General features: G+C 48.0%; 12 protein-coding genes. 9 read left to right on the top strand and 3 right to left on the bottom strand.

All coding sequences use genetic code 11. From position 1 onward, the window contains the following. The 6 genes from CIL02_RS03195 (at nucleotide 1) to CIL02_RS16630 (ending at nucleotide 9,161) form a co-directional block, all read left to right on the top strand. Nucleotides 1-1,440: a lanthionine synthetase LanC family protein gene (locus CIL02_RS03195; protein ID WP_094399041.1), complete on the top strand. Its 1,440-nt coding sequence runs from the start codon at nucleotides 1-3 to the stop codon at nucleotides 1,438-1,440. Between the two features lie 22 nt (nucleotides 1,441-1,462). Then, nucleotides 1,463-2,224: a hypothetical protein gene (locus CIL02_RS03190; protein ID WP_094399040.1), complete on the top strand. Its 762-nt coding sequence runs from the start codon at nucleotides 1,463-1,465 to the stop codon at nucleotides 2,222-2,224. Between the two features lie 5 nt (nucleotides 2,225-2,229). Further along, complete coding sequence (gene glf / locus CIL02_RS03185; RefSeq protein ID WP_094399074.1) at nucleotides 2,230-3,363, top strand: UDP-galactopyranose mutase; 1,134 nt, start codon at nucleotides 2,230-2,232, stop codon at nucleotides 3,361-3,363. A 224-nt stretch (nucleotides 3,364-3,587) separates the two neighbouring features. Beyond that, nucleotides 3,588-4,232 (top strand): hypothetical protein, encoded by a 645-nt coding sequence (locus CIL02_RS03180; protein ID WP_141210100.1) that lies wholly within the window; start codon nucleotides 3,588-3,590, stop codon nucleotides 4,230-4,232. A 679-nt stretch (nucleotides 4,233-4,911) separates the two neighbouring features. Beyond that, on the top strand, nucleotides 4,912-7,695 hold the full coding sequence (locus CIL02_RS03175; protein WP_141210099.1) for a hypothetical protein: 2,784 nt from the start codon (nucleotides 4,912-4,914) through the stop codon (nucleotides 7,693-7,695). A gap of 8 nt (nucleotides 7,696-7,703) precedes the next feature. After that, the gene (locus CIL02_RS16630) at nucleotides 7,704-9,161 is read left to right on the top strand and encodes a cysteine peptidase family C39 domain-containing protein (protein ID WP_240513510.1); all 1,458 of its coding nucleotides are present in this window, start codon (nucleotides 7,704-7,706) and stop codon (nucleotides 9,159-9,161) included. Here CIL02_RS16630 and cysS read toward each other — a convergent pair. Further along, on the bottom strand, nucleotides 9,151-10,641 hold the full coding sequence (gene cysS, locus CIL02_RS03165; RefSeq protein ID WP_094399037.1) for a cysteine--tRNA ligase: 1,491 nt from the start codon (nucleotides 10,639-10,641) through the stop codon (nucleotides 9,151-9,153). The genes CIL02_RS16630 and cysS overlap by 11 nt on opposite strands. 212 nt (nucleotides 10,642-10,853) lie before the next feature. Here cysS and CIL02_RS03160 point away from each other — a divergent pair, with 212 nt between their 5' ends. Together CIL02_RS03160 and CIL02_RS03155 are read left to right on the top strand one after the other, a co-directional pair. After that, nucleotides 10,854-12,365, top strand: coding sequence for an acetyl-CoA hydrolase/transferase C-terminal domain-containing protein (locus CIL02_RS03160; protein ID WP_094399036.1), 1,512 nt, complete (start codon nucleotides 10,854-10,856; stop codon nucleotides 12,363-12,365). A 10-nt stretch (nucleotides 12,366-12,375) separates the two neighbouring features. Continuing rightward, nucleotides 12,376-12,933, top strand: a complete 558-nt coding sequence (locus CIL02_RS03155; protein WP_094399035.1) for a hypothetical protein — start codon at nucleotides 12,376-12,378, stop codon at nucleotides 12,931-12,933. Between the two features lie 260 nt (nucleotides 12,934-13,193). On the opposite strand, the gene CIL02_RS03150 is transcribed toward CIL02_RS03155, so the two are convergent. Beyond that, the gene (locus tag CIL02_RS03150; protein WP_094399034.1) at nucleotides 13,194-15,086 is read right to left on the bottom strand and encodes an AAA domain-containing protein; all 1,893 of its coding nucleotides are present in this window, start codon (nucleotides 15,084-15,086) and stop codon (nucleotides 13,194-13,196) included. A gap of 93 nt (nucleotides 15,087-15,179) precedes the next feature. Between CIL02_RS03150 and CIL02_RS03145 the strand changes: the two genes are divergently transcribed. Continuing rightward, nucleotides 15,180-15,917: an ABC transporter ATP-binding protein gene (locus CIL02_RS03145; RefSeq protein WP_094399033.1), complete on the top strand. Its 738-nt coding sequence runs from the start codon at nucleotides 15,180-15,182 to the stop codon at nucleotides 15,915-15,917. Here the strand turns inward: CIL02_RS03145 and CIL02_RS03140 are convergent. Beyond that, the gene (locus CIL02_RS03140) at nucleotides 15,867-16,739 is read right to left on the bottom strand and encodes a PfkB family carbohydrate kinase (protein ID WP_094399073.1); all 873 of its coding nucleotides are present in this window, start codon (nucleotides 16,737-16,739) and stop codon (nucleotides 15,867-15,869) included. The two genes, CIL02_RS03145 and CIL02_RS03140, sit on opposite strands and share 51 nt — an antisense overlap. Nucleotides 16,740-16,751: the final 12 nt, after the last annotated feature.

Genomic DNA, 16,751 nt, shown 5'->3' with positions numbered 1-16,751 from the left:
ATGAGAACAAGAAACTGCGTAATCTCTGCCGTTGGGCAAGGCAGCGTCCACCGAATGTGGACAGAAGGGTGTTGTGACTTTGAGCTGCACCTGATAGTATATGATGACTCCATGGATTATTTCCGCAATGATGCAGAATATGTTTGCCACATCAGGGGATATAAACTGAATGTCATTCACAAGTATCTTGAGGCCAATCCTCAGCTAAAGGACAAGTATGACTATTTTTTTCTGCCAGATGATGACATCCGCATGGATGCAGCAGCAATAAATTCACTGTTTGCCGCCATGCGCCGTTATGGACTTAAAATAGCCCAGCCGTCGCTGAAGAGGTCATACTATACTTGGCCGCATACTCTACATGACCCTTTCTGTAAGCTGCGTTACACTAATTTCGTTGAGATGATGGTACCATGCTTCTCGCGTGAAGCGCTGAATGATGTGCTGTTCACATTTGGAGAGAACAGTACGGGATGGGGGACCGAGACCCATTGGCCAAGGCTGATTGGCCGTGGAAAGAATGACATGGCCATAATCGACGAGATTATGGTGGTGCATTCACGACCGATACAATCCGGACAGGAGCTGCACAATCGGGAGCTTACGGCATACCTCAACAAGTATGGTCTGGTAACGGAGGTTGAGGAGTACGGCTGCATAGGGGAATTTACGTCAGGTTTGTGGCGCAGGGATATATTTCTGGCTGTTAGAGACATGCTCGTTCACTGGATTGGGACGGAAGTTCTGTGTGCCCAGACGATGGGTATGGACGGTTATTTCGGCTATGCCTATTTTCTGTCTCTTCTCAGCATGGCAACTGAGTCAAGGCAATATGCCGACATGGGCTTGGACATTATATCGCGTGTTCAGGATTATGCAGGTATGATTATTGACGACATGAGTTTCCGGCATGGAATAACAGGGTGCGCATGGCTTGTTAGGTACCTGTACGCTGAGGGACTTGTGAATGACAGTCCTGACAGCGTGCTTGAGGATGTTGACAAGCATATATTGTGTTATGGTTCGGAACATGTCTCGGAAATTGGATTGGATGGACTTGCAGGCTTGGGCAAATACCTTATGTTGAAGAACCATGACTTTGGTAGCGGTGACAAGGCTCTGTGTAGTAGTGTTGCCGTTGCAATAACAGACAGGCTGGACAATAGTACGGCTGAGGACATTGGTGTCGTGCTTGATGCCCTTGACTACCTGAAATGGCTGGGACATGATACGGGAGGTATGGTCAGAAAGCAAGAGAAGGCCATGGAAGATGCAGGTCTCGGACATGTGAGCCGTGCATGGCTGCATTACAGGCTTTACAAACATGGCTGCGGCAATACCTATCTTAGGATGTCCGCGGAGGAACTCTCAAACCTGCGTCCGCAGCTGATAACGCTTGATGATGCCGTCATGCTGTGTGAGATGATGACGAATGTATAACCCACCATATCTGTGTAAATCTATGAAAACGGCGATTATGTATGTTACCCATATCTTTCCCGAGAACATTGTAAGGGAGATAGAGAAACTTTCGGCTGAGACTTCGGAAAAGGCCGACCTTTACGTAGTCTACCAGTCTGACAGGGTGACTCCTCCAGCTGGTCTGAGAACAAAGACACATGGTTTTTCTGTCTGTCGCTTGAATGGTTACGGCTACAGGAGCTGGGGCTGTACTATTATGGATGGCAACTTCCATTTTGTCCTCCTGGACTTTTTTCTCTCGCATCCAGACTATGATTATTACTGGCTTGTAGAGTATGACGTGCGGTTCTCTGGTAACTGGAATACTTTCTTCACCTTCTTTGAGGATAAGGATGAGGACTTTTGGTCTGCTTGCATAGAAACATATTCCGATAACTGCACATGGATTCGCTGGCATGAGATTGAGCTTACAGGCATAACAGCCGACAATAGTTTCATGCTAAAGTCGTTCAATCCCATTTGCCGTTTTTCGAACAGGGCACTAAGGCTACTACATGGAAGGTGCCTTCTGGGAGACCGGGGGCACAACGAAGTTCTTATGGCTACGCTGTTCAGATATTTCGACATGAGCATTGCAGATTTTGGAGGACAGGGCAGTTTTGTGTCCCCAGGTTGTGAGAACCTTTTCTACAAGGAGGATGTGAGCGGCGGCGATAGTCCAGGCTGGACACACAGGTATCGCCCCATGCATAAGGAGAGTGAGATGAGACTGAAAGACATGATATATCATCCTGTAAAATAGAAATGATGAGGAAAAGACAATATGACTACCTGATAGTTGGTTCAGGACTGTTCGGAGCAACGTTCGCATACATGGCCAGACAAAGTGGCAAGAGCTGTCTTGTGATAGACAGCCGACCACACACGGGTGGAAATGTATATTGTACCGAAGTGGAAGGAATAACCGTACATTCCTATGGCCCCCATGTATTCCACACCTCCGACAAAACAGTGTGGGACTTCGTTTGCGGTTTTGTAAACTTCAACAGTTTCCGTCTCTGCCCACTTGCTAATTATCATGGGGAGATATTCAACCTTCCATTCAATATGAACACGTTCAGGCAGATGTGGAATACCGTAACGCCAGAGGAGGCGAATGCCGTGATAGAGCGTCAGCGGTTCAGGGGAGTCGTTACCAACCTTGAGGAGCAAGCACTGTCAATGGTAGGTGAGGATGTCTACCGCAAACTGATAAGCGGATATACCGAGAAACAATGGGGACGTAGTTGCTGTGAGCTTCCTCCATTTATCATTAGGCGGCTCCCCGTCAGGCTTGTATATGACAACAGTTATTTCGATGACCCATATCAGGGTGTGCCTGTCGATGGATACAATACTCTTGTCGATAAGCTTCTTGAAGGTATAGAGACACGTACTTCGGTAAACTTCTTTGAAGGACTATACAGATGCTGGAGGGACGTGGCTCATGAGCTGGTTTATACAGGCAAGATAGATGATTACTTCCATCGCTGTCTCGGGCGACTGGCATATAGGTCGTTAAGGTTTGAGACTCAGGTGGCCGGTATCCCCAACAGCCAGGGTGTTGCAATAATGAACTTTACGGATAGGGAAACGCCATATACGCGCATTATCGAGCACAAACATTTCGTCTGTTTCGGCAATGATGTGTATGCGAATCCTAAAACTGTTATAACGAGAGAGTATCCAGACTGCTATGCCGATGGCAAGGAGGCCTATTATCCCATAAATGATGGGACCAACAATACTATATACAGAAACTATATGGAATTGGCCAAAGGGGAGAGGAATGTGATTTTCGGAGGAAGACTTGCCGAATATGCTTATTACGATATGGATAAGACTATTGCAAGTGCCCTCGCGGCATGGGAAAAGTCTTCCGTTGTTCGTGAATACACATAAGGTGGGTTCTATTAATTCCCACCGAATTAATAGAACCCACCTTAAGTGATGGTGTGAAATTAAAAAATGACTGCAAGAAAATGGTAACAAAGAACAATTTGTGTAATGAGGGGAATATGAAGATGCCAAAAGACAACAGAAACTGTATTGTACTAATAACCCATGTGTTAAACGATGGAATAGAACGATACTTGAAATATATAAATGAGGAGGTGTCTGGAATTATGGATATGATAGTTCTATACGACAGTCATGGTCGTCAGGCTGACAGCAATCTGTTTTTTGGTATTCCCTTCTTTGAATTTGACTCGTCCACTTTACAGAACTTCTTCCATATGGGTGACCGGCTGCTGGCCAACTCGCTGATACCTCTTCTGGAACTTTCCCAACAACATAAATATGAGCACTACCTGCTAATCGAATACGATGTAGCTTTGGTCGGAAGCTTCCGTAAGTTTGTAATGACGGTTGACAGCCAGTATGATGCTGATTATATCCACATAGCAACCGATATGGAAGGTGGAACGTCAAACCATTGGCCTTTGAGCTATATCCGTGACAACACTTTTAAAAGTCTATGGTTTTCGTGGAGTCAGATGTTTTATGTCAGCAGGGGCTTTCTTGATGATTTAAGAGATTTCATAAAGACTAATGAAACAATCCATTATGAGTTTCTGATGCCGACAATGGCGTATAGTGGTAGATATGTTGTCAGGCAATTTGAGAATTTCGGCTACAGGTTCTGTCTCTCATGGGGACCTGCCAATGTGTTCGAGAAACTGTATGTCAACGAACATGCGGGTATGACATTCTATCATCCTGTAAAGAACACTTCTTTATTGGTGCTCAATGGGGATGTCGGACGATAGATGGGAGATTAAAAGTACATACCTAACTTGACAGTGTACTAATGCAATAGCCCGAAGAAGAAATAAATTGCGGATGCCGAAAAGCTAAAATAGAGTAGGCACTATTAAATGTTTAAATTATGAGGAAAATACGCAAATTTATGGTTTCGTCTCAATTAAACAAACATTTGTCCGCAATGGAGATGCTATCTATTGCAGGAGGAGTCGAATGGAGTAATGTTGACATTTTCAAATGTACTTGTTCCTTGACAAAGTCGTGTGGAAGTGTTTATACAAGAACCGTAAATGTGAAAGCTACGAGTCAGTCTCCAGCAGAATCCGGAGTGTTAAGAAACGATTGTCAGGGATATACTAGTGCGTCTTGCCAATTTCTTTATCACATTAATGGAATATGGTAAACTGCATTACGGTTCCTACTCTTCAACTTACTTTATCTTTTCAAAATTCCAAATCTAACCAAATGTGTTAGCAGGTTTTATCTGTAGATATAGCGAAAAGATTATAATTATAAGATTATAATTATGAGGAAGGAAGTGGGAAGAACGAAGATTGTTTGCAATCTGGTACAACAAAAAGGCGTGATATCATATTAATAAGAAAGAGCTTCCGCTTATTTATAATTGGTATCTTGCCTTTTATGTCATTTCGATATGTTCCAACATTTTAAAATTTAATGGTTATGAGACACACTATATCACATATTCTTCTGTGTTTGCTTGCATTGCTCGCATCACAAACTTCTATGGGACAGAGTGTCACGCTTGTAGGGACAGTTCAGGATGTGTTCTTGAAAAAGCCCCTTGTTGCCAAGGTTTCCGTTTACGAGATGGATAGTACGACATGCGTATTGGATTCTGTCCACGTCGAAAGGATAGAGGACTACAATGGCGACATTCTCATAGCTCCCTATTATGCACATGTCAAAGCCGTCCGGCATGACTATCTTGTCAGGGCAGAATTGGAGGGATATGATGTGGTGTGGCAGAAGGTCTCCGTGTCGGACTCCCCGGAGAAACAGGTTCCTGTGCCAACAATAGAGATGAGACGGGCACGTCATGTCACGCTCGGTGAGGTCGTTGTGACGGCCACGAAAGTGAAAATGTTCTATAGGGGCGACACCATCGTTTATGATGCTTCCGCCTTCAGCCTGCCTGATGGCTCGATGCTTGATGACCTTATCCGCCAGATGCCGGGTGTGACGATGAACGAAGCAGGGGAGATATTTGTTAACGGCAAGAAAGTTGACGAGCTGCTGCTTAACTCACGCTCGTTTTTCGGCAGTAACAATCAGATATTGATTGATAACTTGCCGTATTACACGGTGAAGCATATCAAGGTGTATGACAAGAAGAGCAAGAGGGACGAGGTGACGGGGCGTGATGATGCTCCAAGGCAATATGTGATGGATGTCAATCTTAAGCAGGATTACCAACGCGGCTATATTGCCAATATTGAAGGAGCTGGCGGAACGGACAATCGCTGGTTGGGACGAATGTTTGGACTTGGTTTTACTGACTTCTGCCGTTTTACACTGGTTGGCAATGCCAATAACGTCAATGAGACGCAGCATATCGGTAAGACAGGCTCATGGTCTCCAGAACGTTCACCACACCTGATGGTTACGACACGGAGTGTGCGTTCAGAGACTGACTATCATTCACGTGATGATATGCTGGAAGACATCTTCCGCGCAGAGTTTGTATCGTCAAAAGAGGAACTGCAAATGTACCAAAGACATGAGCAATTCCTCGCAGGCAACACCCCGCTATCCATTACCGACAGAACGGGACAATCGGAAAAATGGCAGCTTGCGCTAAACAACAACTTCACCATGTACGCCCCGTTCTTCATGATGGTTTACACTGATTTCAGTTATGGAAAACGTAAAGGAACATCCAACTCCATGTTCCAACAGTGGGGCGACACGCTCACGGCATCCATGCGCACCATCGGTATGAGCGAGGGAACTTCGTGGAATGGACTGATGCAGGTGCTGGGTGACATCAGAGTTGGCGAAGGGAAGAACATTACATACGTAGCCAAGGCGGAGCATAGCAGCGACAAGTCGGAGAGTGCCAGCCATTACAATACCAGGAACTATGTAACACCATCGGTGGAACAGCGCTATAACATTGGGGATTATGGAAAGCAGGTGACATCAGGAGAGCTGAAGCTTGACTATATAGGCAAAGCGTTTGACAAGACTCAATTCAGAATAAAGAACATCACGGGATTATCTCGAACCGCTATCCATGACTATCTTTATCATCCCGACACCTTGCTGCTGGCTTCTCAGCTGGAAGCACTTTCTTCCATTACTGATTTGAGCAACAGCTATGACAGTAAGCTCCGCACGCAAACAAATACGACCGAAATAAGCATCTACACCAGTAATGAGCTGCAACCGGACATGAAGTCGTGTACCAACTGGCTGTTTGGCCTGCAAGTGCCACTCACACGCCAGAAACTTCACTACCAGAGGGGATCGCTTGACACTATTGCCACAAGCACGACGCTGTTTGTCACTCCATGGCTGTCGTATAGCTTGAAGACTGCAAATAAACGCGAGCTAAGCCTGAACATCAGGCACACACAGGCCACGGCAAACATCTACGACATGATCAACTATCGGGATGACAGTAACCCACTGGTGGTAAAGCTGGGAACACCAGGTCTGAAAGGCAATGCGAGCACAAACTTCGGAATAGAGTATCTCGGTCATGGAAATGGGCACAGCCAGAAACAGTGGAAGGCCTCTGCATCGTTTGACTATCATCATAGGGATGTATCGCAGTCGGTAATGTACAATCCAACAAATGGAATCTACACTTATAAGCCAGAGAATGTAAGAGGAGCGTATTTTGCCAGCGTGAAATACCAAATATACAGCTCTGTTGGTGAGAAACGGTTATGGACATGGCAGAATTGTATGGATGCCAACCACCACCACTCCATCGACCATGCAATGCTCGCAGGCGAGACCGAAAGCCGCCTGAATGCCGTTAACACCCTGACCATGCACGACAACGCATATATACAATACAGCAAAGGCCCGCTGAATATCCGCGCCACGGGCGACATCAGATGGCGGCACTCGGAGGGCAAGATGTATGATTTCGAGACACTGAACGCCACCGACTTCCAGTACGGACTCTCTGCCCGCTACACCATACCTGTACTTAATACCACCCTGTCGGCTGACGGAACGATGTACTCCCGCCGTGGCTATGGCAGCAGCGAGCTGAACACTGACGACTTCGTGCTGAATGCCTCCATCAGCCAGTCCTTCTTCAAGGGTAAGCTCATCGCTCGCATTGAGGCCTTCGACCTGCTGCACCAGCTGTCGTCCACCCAATACACCGTGAACGCACAGGGACGCACCGAGACCTGGTACCGCTCGCTGCCCCACTACGTTATGGCGCATCTTGTATATCACTGGAACAAGAACCCGAAGAAGAAATAGATAAGAGTATGAAATTCCCCAAACGCTTTCCACACTTCAAGCAGAACAATTCCTGTGACTGTGGGCCGACATCCCTGCGCATGATAGCACGGCACTATGGGCTTGATTACTCGACAGAGATGCTGCGGAAGCATTGCCACATCACAAGGCATGGGGTCAATATGCTCGGAATTAGCGAGGCGGCACAGTATATAGGCTTCGACACAGTGGGGGTGAAGATGACTTTCGAGCAGTTGGAGGAATATGGAGTGTTCCCATGTATACTGCATTGGAATCAGAACCACTTCGTAGTTTGCAGTGGCATCGAGAAGCAAAAGATTGGAGGATACAAAATCCGCATATCCGACCCTGCCTCACAGCGCCTGAGCTATACGAGAGAGGAGTTTTCACAGTGCTGGATTGGTCCTAATGCGGACAAGTGCAGCTGCGGTGTGGCACTGATGCTCGAACCCGGTGACAACTTCGGCAAGGTCGAGGATGAGTACAGGAAAAACAGCCGTGGCCTGCTGTCGTTTGCACGGTATTTCACTCCTTACCGCAGCATGATAGGACAGCTGCTGCTGGCAATGCTGCTGGGCAGCCTGATACAGATGGTGCTGCCGTTCCTGTCGCAGGCGATGGTGGACCAGGGCGTCAACGGGAGGAACCTGAACGTCATCACGCTGATTCCTGGCAGCCCGCATTTCATCCCGCTACGTTTCTTCCTCGACAACCCGCACTACCGACATTACTGGTTCATTGAATACGATGTGGTGTTCACGGGCAGATGGAGCACGCTGATGGAAGACTGCGACAGCATCCTTGGCGGCTACGACTTCCTGAGCTGCCATATAGAGAGGTTTGGCGAGGACAACAGGCAATGGCCATGGTGGTACAGGAGTAACGACTGCGGATATGCGCTGGAGGAATGCGTGAAAGGCTTCAACCCTATATGCCGCTATTCCAACCGTGCCTTGGCACTGCTGGACAGCTACATGAGGGAAGGACACTCGGCACACTCAGAAGTGATGATTACCACATGCCTGCACAACCACGGCATGAAGATAGGTGATATTGGCGGGACGGGGGAGTTCACGCCAGATGGCTACCGCAACCGCTATTATATAAAAGGTGTAGGGACAAACAACGGGACTATGCGCTGGCGACCACCATTCACAATGGAGGAAATAGAGGCGTTGGGGACGAAGGACAGGCTGTTCCACCCAGTAAACCCAAATCGGTCATTAGACTATTATGCGCTAACAAACTTTGGAATAAATCCGACCATTTCTCGCCATGGCATAGCTCAAGCACGCTTGGCTCTGCTCATTTGGCTTAACGAAATGGTTCTTTTTGTCATCTGCCTTTCCGTTTTTCGGTTACAATGGAACCCCATTGCGCCCTCAAAACGTAGAGACATCTGTTCAAAAACAAGAGTTGTTATCATCATAACGCTAATGACCGATTTGGGTTTAATCAGCAGTTGAGTTTCCAGACACATCCGTCCTTGGTGTCCTTTACCTCGAAGCCTGCGTCTTTCAGTGCATCGCGTATCTGGTCACATACAGTCCAGTTTTTCTCGCTTCGTGCCTTATTCCTTAGTTCGAGCACCATGTCGACAACCTTTCCGAATGCTTCCTCGCGCTTGTCATTGCCTGCGGCTGAGTCGGCACGCAGTCCGAGAATGTCATGGGCGAACAGTCGCATCGCCGATGACAGCTCGTCAAGGTCAGTAGCACTGATGGAGGCCTTGTGATTGATGATGGTGTTGACAATGCGGCAAGCCTCGAAGAGATTGCTTATCACGAGCGGTGTCTGCAGGTCATCGTTCATGGCATCATAGCACTTCTGCCTGAATGCTGCCACGAAGTCATGAACATTGCTGTCGCTCTGAGCCTGCGGTGCTATGCGCTCAATGTCTGCCAGTCCGTCCATGAGCTTCTGCATACCCTTCTGGCTGGCCTTCAGGGCATCGTTGGAGAAGTCTACTGTTCCACGATAGTGTGCAGAGAGTATGAAGAACCTGATGGTCATAGGCGAATACGGCTGCTCGAGCGACGGGTGGTTGCCTGTGAAGAACTGTTCCAGGGTGATGAAGTTGCCGAGGCTCTTTCCCATCTTCTGTCCGTTGATGGTAATCATATTGTTGTGCATCCAATATTTCACCATCTGGTCTCCCTGCGATGCCACGGCCTGTGCTATCTCGCACTCATGATGTGGGAATACGAGGTCCATGCCTCCGCCGTGGATATCGAAGTGGTTGCCGAGATATTTCCTTCCCATGGCCGTACACTCGCAGTGCCATCCAGGAAATCCGTCGCTCCATGGTGACGGCCATCGCATGATGTGCTCTGGCTGTGCCTTCTTCCACAATGCGAAGTCGGCCTGGTTCTTCTTCTCGCCGACACCACTTAGCGCGCGGCTCTCGTCGATGATATTCTCAAGGCTTCTTCCCGATAGAATGCCGTACTTATGGTCCTTGTTGTATTTTTCTATGTCGAAGTACACACTGCCGTTGCTCATGTAGGCATATCCGTTGTCCAATATCTGGCTTACAAGCTGTTCCTGCTCTATAATATGTCCTGTGGCATGCGGTTCTATGCTTGGCGGCAGCACGTTGAGAGCCTCCATGGCCTGATGATATCGGTTGGTGTAGTGCTGTGCAATTTCCATAGGCTCGAGCTGTTCCAGCCTTGCCTTCTTGGCTATCTTGTCATCTCCCTCGTCGGCATCATGCTCCAGATGGCCTACATCGGTGATGTTCCTCACATAGCGCACCTTGTAACCCAGATGCTTGAGATAGCGGAAAAGAATATCGAACGTGATTGCCGGACGGGCATGTCCCAGATGCGGGTCGCCATATACGGTCGGTCCACACACGTACATACCCACGTTGGGTGCATGCAACGGCTGAAAACGTTCCTTGCTTCTGGTAAGGGTATTGTATATAACAAGTGTCTGTTCCATGATCTTTCTCTCTGACTTTTTTTGCTATTACATATATATGTTCAGTTGTTTGTCAATAACATGTTTATGGCTACAAAGTTACGGCAAATTAGGCTAAATGCAAAACAAAAAGACACTTATTTCATAAAAATACACTTCTACAGACATGGTGTTTGAAGTTTTTTACTTATCTTTGCTCCGGCTAATGGCAATACAAACATACATATATATATATGGCTTACAGAAGAATTACTGCCGCCGAGGCTGCGGAGATGATTAACGACGGAGACATGATGGCTCTGTCAGGCTTTACACCAAACGGCAACCCGAAAGCAATCTTCAGGGAACTGTCGAAGAGGGCAATAAAACTGCACGATGCAGGAATACCTTTCCAGGTAGGAATCCTTACTGGAGCATCGTCGTGCCAAAGCGTAGAGGGCGACATGGCTGCCGCAAAGGCTCTGAAGTTCAGGGCACCATTCTCTACGAACAAGGATTTCCGCACGCACACCAATTTAGGTGAGGTGGACTACGAGGACATGCACCTCGGACATATGGCAGAGAGACTGCGCCGAGGTTTCTATGGTGAGATAGAATGGGCCGTCGTAGAGGTCAGCGGCATGGAGGAGGGAGAGAGCGAGTGCAAGGCTTTCCTTACCTCGGCGGGCGGCATCGTGTCGACAATTGTCAGACTGGCCAAGAAGATTATCATAGAACACAACCAGTTCCACAATCCCAATTCACGCTTCCTGCACGACACATGGGAGCCGCACGAGTGCTGGGAAAACAGGGAGGTCATGGACATACACTCTCCATACGACCGCCTGGGCAAAGACTATGTAAGCATAGACCCACGGAAGATTGTAGGTGTCATAGAAAGCTGTATTCCGGAAGAGGCAAGGGCATTCAAGGAGCCTGATGACGACACCATGCAGATTGGACTCCACGTGGCCGACCTGCTTGCCAACGACATGAAGCACGGGCGAATACCATCGTCGTTCCTTCCTATACAGAGTGGAGTGGGGGCAACGGGCAACGCCGTACTGAAAGCCCTGGGAACGAGTCCGCTCATTCCGCGCTTCAACGTCTATAGCGAGGTGGTACAGGATGCAGCCGTCGACTACATGCTTGAGGGCAAGATTATCGATGCGTCAGCCACCGCCATGACAGTCACCAACGAGTGCCTGCAAAGAGTGTACGACAATATGGACTATTTCTCCAAACACCTCACCATCCGGCAGAGCGAGATTGCAAACTCACCAGAGGTTATCAGGCGACTGGGAGTGATAGCCCTGAACACTGCTCTTGAATGTGACATCTACGGCAACGAGAACTCAAGCCACATATGCGGCTCGGCACTTATGAACGGAATAGGCGGCTCATGCGACTACGAGCGCAACGGATATCTGTCGATATTCACCACACCGTCCGTTGCCAAGGGAGGCAAGATCAGCGCCATTGTTCCTATGTGCTGCCATGTGGACTCTACAGAGCACGACGTAGACATCATCGTGACCGAGCAGGGTGTAGCCGACCTCAGGGGAAAAGGACCGGTACGCAGAGCACATGAGATTATCGAGAACTGCGCTCATCCCGACTACAAGCCATTGCTCCGCGACTATCTGAACCATATTGCCCCAATGGGACACGAGCCACAGTCGATGGTTGCGGCACTTGCCTTCCACGACACATTCCTGAGAAAGGGAGACATGAGACTGACCGATTTTTCTGAATATCTGAAATAAAGACAACACGATGAAAAGACTATCATACTTTTTCCTTGGTGCCCTCCTGCTTGCAGGATGCGGCACCCAAAAGACTGTAGTTCAGCCGACAGAGCCTGTTGCTGCTGACACACCTGTAGTGCAGAAACCTGTTGTTTACGATGTAGAGGCACACCCGGATGTAGTCAGCGTGGCTGAAGCAATAGCACTCCTTGACAATCCCGGCAACGCCGCGGCCATAGCCAAGAAACACAGCTATAAGGTTGCAGGCAAGTACGGCATCTACCGGCTCGACAACTACGACATGATGATGTACAAGAACTGCCGGCTGCCAAAGAAACTCGGCACCGACATCTACGAGGACACCCCAAAGCCTCTCGCCAAGGGAACATCGAGCTATATAGCCATAAACAGCAACGTGCTGATAGCAGTGTTCAACAACACCGCATTCAACAACCTTGTAGAGCAGGTCAAGGGACTGGGTTTTGCACTCGTAGAGGAAGGATATGAGGACAAATACTCCAACGGACAAACCGATATCTACGTCTACTCCGCAAGGAAAAGCATAAGGATAGAGAAGGTTAGATAAGATAGAGGAGATAGAGCGTACTCTGTCTTGTTGTGTTAGCAGATAGTTTTAACACATTGTTTAGGTTAATATAACAGTTCGAGTGATAAACGAATATTGCTGCGTGGTCTGTATATATTGATTTCATAGCCGATAAGGTTAATAACCTTTCGGCCTTAAGGTTAATAACCTTACAGCCGTAAGGTTATTAACCTTATCAGTGATGCAATTATTTGTGGAAACGATATCTAATATATCATACGCACATTTGAAAGCTATTGCTATGGCAAAAGATAGCGGGACGTGTCCTGCACATATTTATATAGCTTATCGTAGAAAGAATTATGTGAGAGTGTTTTGTGATCGCCAATAATAATGAGTTTCGAGCGTGCCCTTGTCATGGCCACGTTCATGCGTCGTAGGTCACGCAGGAAGCCTATTTGCCCATCGGCGTTGTTGCGTACCAGCGATACTATTATAACGTCACGCTCCTGCCCTTGGAAACCATCAACGGTATTGACGGACAACAGATGGCGGAACGGCTTGAAGAAAACATTCTTCTTTATAAGATGACGCAGATAGTGTACCTGTGCGCGATATGGGGATATTATTCCTACGTCTATGCCCTCGTCGAGAATACGGCTCTTGCCTATTTTTCCGAAGTATGCCTGCAGCACTTCCATTACCTTGTGGGCTTCTGGCTTGTTCACTCGTCCGAAGGTCTCACCGACAAATGTCTCGCCACTATCGCCTTCGTCGTATGAGCTGTCGTCTATCCATTCCATGGGATTGTCATAGTCCAGTATTCCCCTGTGGGCAGTCTGTGGTGCCGCCGTTACCTTTCCGTCGTAGAACCATTGGCTTGAGAAATTCATTATGGCCTCGTTCATGCGGTACTGCACGTTAAGCAGCGTCACAACCTCTGGCTTGGTCTCTACAAGCCTTTCCATCAGAGTTTTGCCAAGTCCACCTTTCAGGGCAGCCATGCTCTTCACCGTAGGAGGCAGCTGACAATGGTCACCAGCCAGGATGACCCTTCCTGCCCGACGTATGGCTATCCAGCATGCCGCCTCAAGAGCCTGTGCTGCCTCATCTATGAAGAGAGTAGAGAAATGTTGTCCGTCGAGTATGCGGTGGGATGCTCCTACGAGTGTGGAGGCTATTACACGTGCCTGCCCGAAGAGGTCGGCATTAATGGCTATCTCCAGTTCCGCCTCACGGCTTCTGAGCCTGTCCATCTTCTGATGCCAGTTTTCTGTTCTTCCCCTGCGCACGGTTCTCAGTTCCCTGATGGCCTTGCGTATGGCCCATAGCTGTGTGTAGCTGGGATGTGCCTCAAAGCGCCGCTCATAGGTGAACTCCAGCATCTTGTCGTTTACCCTTGTCGGATTGCCTATTCTCAGCACGTTTATGCCTCTGTCGACAAGCTGCTCGCTTATCCAGTCTACGGCCATATTGCTCTGTGCGCATACCAGTACCTGACTCTCACGGGCAAGAGTCTCATTGATAGCTTCAACGAGGGTTGTGGTCTTTCCTGTTCCGGGAGGCCCGTGCACTATGGCAACATCCTTGGCTCTCAGCACTTCGTTGACGGCATGCTGCTGTGTGGCATTCAGCCATGGCAGCGCCACATCGGTGAACCTGAACTTCTGTGCTTCCATCTGTCTCGATGCAAACAGGTCACGCAGGTAGGCCAGCCGTCCGCTGCCAGCTCTTGCCACTCTGTCTAAAGCATCGAACATTGCCCTATAGCTGGTCTCATCGAACGACAGTTGCACGCCCAGATTCTCCTTAGACGCCATTTCTGCTGCTTTCTCGGCTGAAGGCAATACGACAAGCATCCTGTTGCCGTCGACATAAGACACACTGGCCGTGAAATTTAAATAACGAGGTTTGTCATCGCTGAGAGTAAAGAAAACTAACGGCCTGCCATACTCAAAATTATGCTCTGTGTCATCATCGGCATTTCTGAATACCTCCACAACACTCTGATTGAGCGAGTTGTAGAAACACTTGCCTATGGTGATGGGAAACCATGCGTCGCCACGCTTTACCTTACGCTGGATGCCAATGGTTTCCGTCTGCTTTCTGAAAGCCTCCTTCTCGGCAGCGTATTCCATCTCAAGGAGTATGCGCTGCTGTTGCAACAGCTGTATTGAACGGTCGTTATTCATAACTGCAAAGTTATGGAAAAAAAACAAAAGAAGCAGCCTTTAACATGAAATATCATTTCTTTATGCTAACTTTGCAACATATAAACAGCAGTTATGTCTATAACATTATCAAATCTCAGTATAGGATATTCAAAGAAAACTGTAGCATCCGAACTTAATGCTACATTCAAGGACGGTGAGCTGTCGTGCCTGCTTGGACCAAACGGAATAGGCAAGTCGACGCTCCTGAGAACAATGATGGGGCTGCAACCGCCAATATATGGAGACATAATATATAATGACAGCAACAGCAACAGCAACAGAAGCATCAGGGAGATGTCTCTGAAGGAACTGTCACGTTCGGTAAGCATTGTTCTTACCGACAAGCCCGATGTTGCAAACATGACGGTTGCAGAAGTGGTGGCTATGGGAAGAAATCCCTATACTGGCTTCTGGGGCACACTGTCAGATGACGACAAAAGAATAGTGACCAGTCATCTTGATGATGTTGGCATGAGCAGTTTCGCACACAGGCCCATGCGCGAGCTCAGTGACGGCGAACGTCAGAAGGTGATGACGGCCAAGGCACTTGCACAGTCTACACCTGTAATAATGCTCGACGAGCCGACCTCCTTTCTCGATTTCCAAAGCAAGGTGGAAATGATGCAACTCTTCAGAAGTCTTGCCCATAACATGAACAAAACAATTGTGCTCTCCACACACGACCTGCTGCTTGCCGAAAAAATGGCCGACAGCATTTGGTGGATGGAGAAAACATTGCACGAGATGTCGCACGGGCAACTATCTGATTATCTTTCTGATGTCCTTGATGGTACGGTCGAAAGGTCCTGAGTGCTCAAGCTTCAGGGTACACATGGCCGCAGCAAACTTTCCGGCTTCCTCGCATCCCATTCCCTGTGAGCGGCAATAGAGATATCCAGTAGAATAGGTGTCGCCGCTGCCTGTAGCATCCACAAGCACGGAAGGCTTGTATGCCGGAATCTCATAGAACTTGCCATCGGCATAGATAAGCGAGCCGTAACTGCCGAGAGTAATTACTATCTCCCTGACGCCATACTCGGCAAGGTGCATGGCCACGGTACGTGGGTTCTTGTATGACGTTATCACCTCCATCTCGTGCTCGTTGAGCTTCAGAATATCCGTACATCTGAGCACGTCCTCCTTGTCTTTCCAGTCTATGGCATGAACGCTCTCGCCTCGTACCTCACGTAGATAACCCTGCACATCAATGGAGATAAGTCCCTTTGTGGAGAGATATTTCACAACATCCGACGAAAAGTCGTCTGCAAGCAGCGTGCCGAGATGATATATCTTTGCATCAAGGTTTCTTAACTCATCCAGAGTAAACGGGTCGGCCTTTGCCAACACCCTTTGAGTACGGTTGTTGGAATTAGCTCCATACTTGTTCTCGAAATAAACCGTATGCGTACTTTTGTGACATTCCACATCAATACCGGCATTTCTCATTTTCTCTACCTCGCCCATCTGTCCCTCGCCAACCTTGGTAACAAGCTTGAATGAGGTCTTTGGAGGAAGACAGTTTATTCCCCATGCCATATAGAAAGATGTTCCGCCAGCCATGTAAACCGTATTGTCAGGAGTTATAATCTTATCACGGGTTATATGTCCTATACAACAAATGTCTTTTTCCATAAGAATATTATT

Source organism: Prevotella sp. P3-122 (assembly GCF_002251365.1).
Classification (GTDB): Bacteria; Bacteroidota; Bacteroidia; order Bacteroidales; family Bacteroidaceae; genus Prevotella.
Note: the sequence above shows the minus strand (reverse complement) of the source record. Positions and strands in the feature narration are given on the sequence as shown.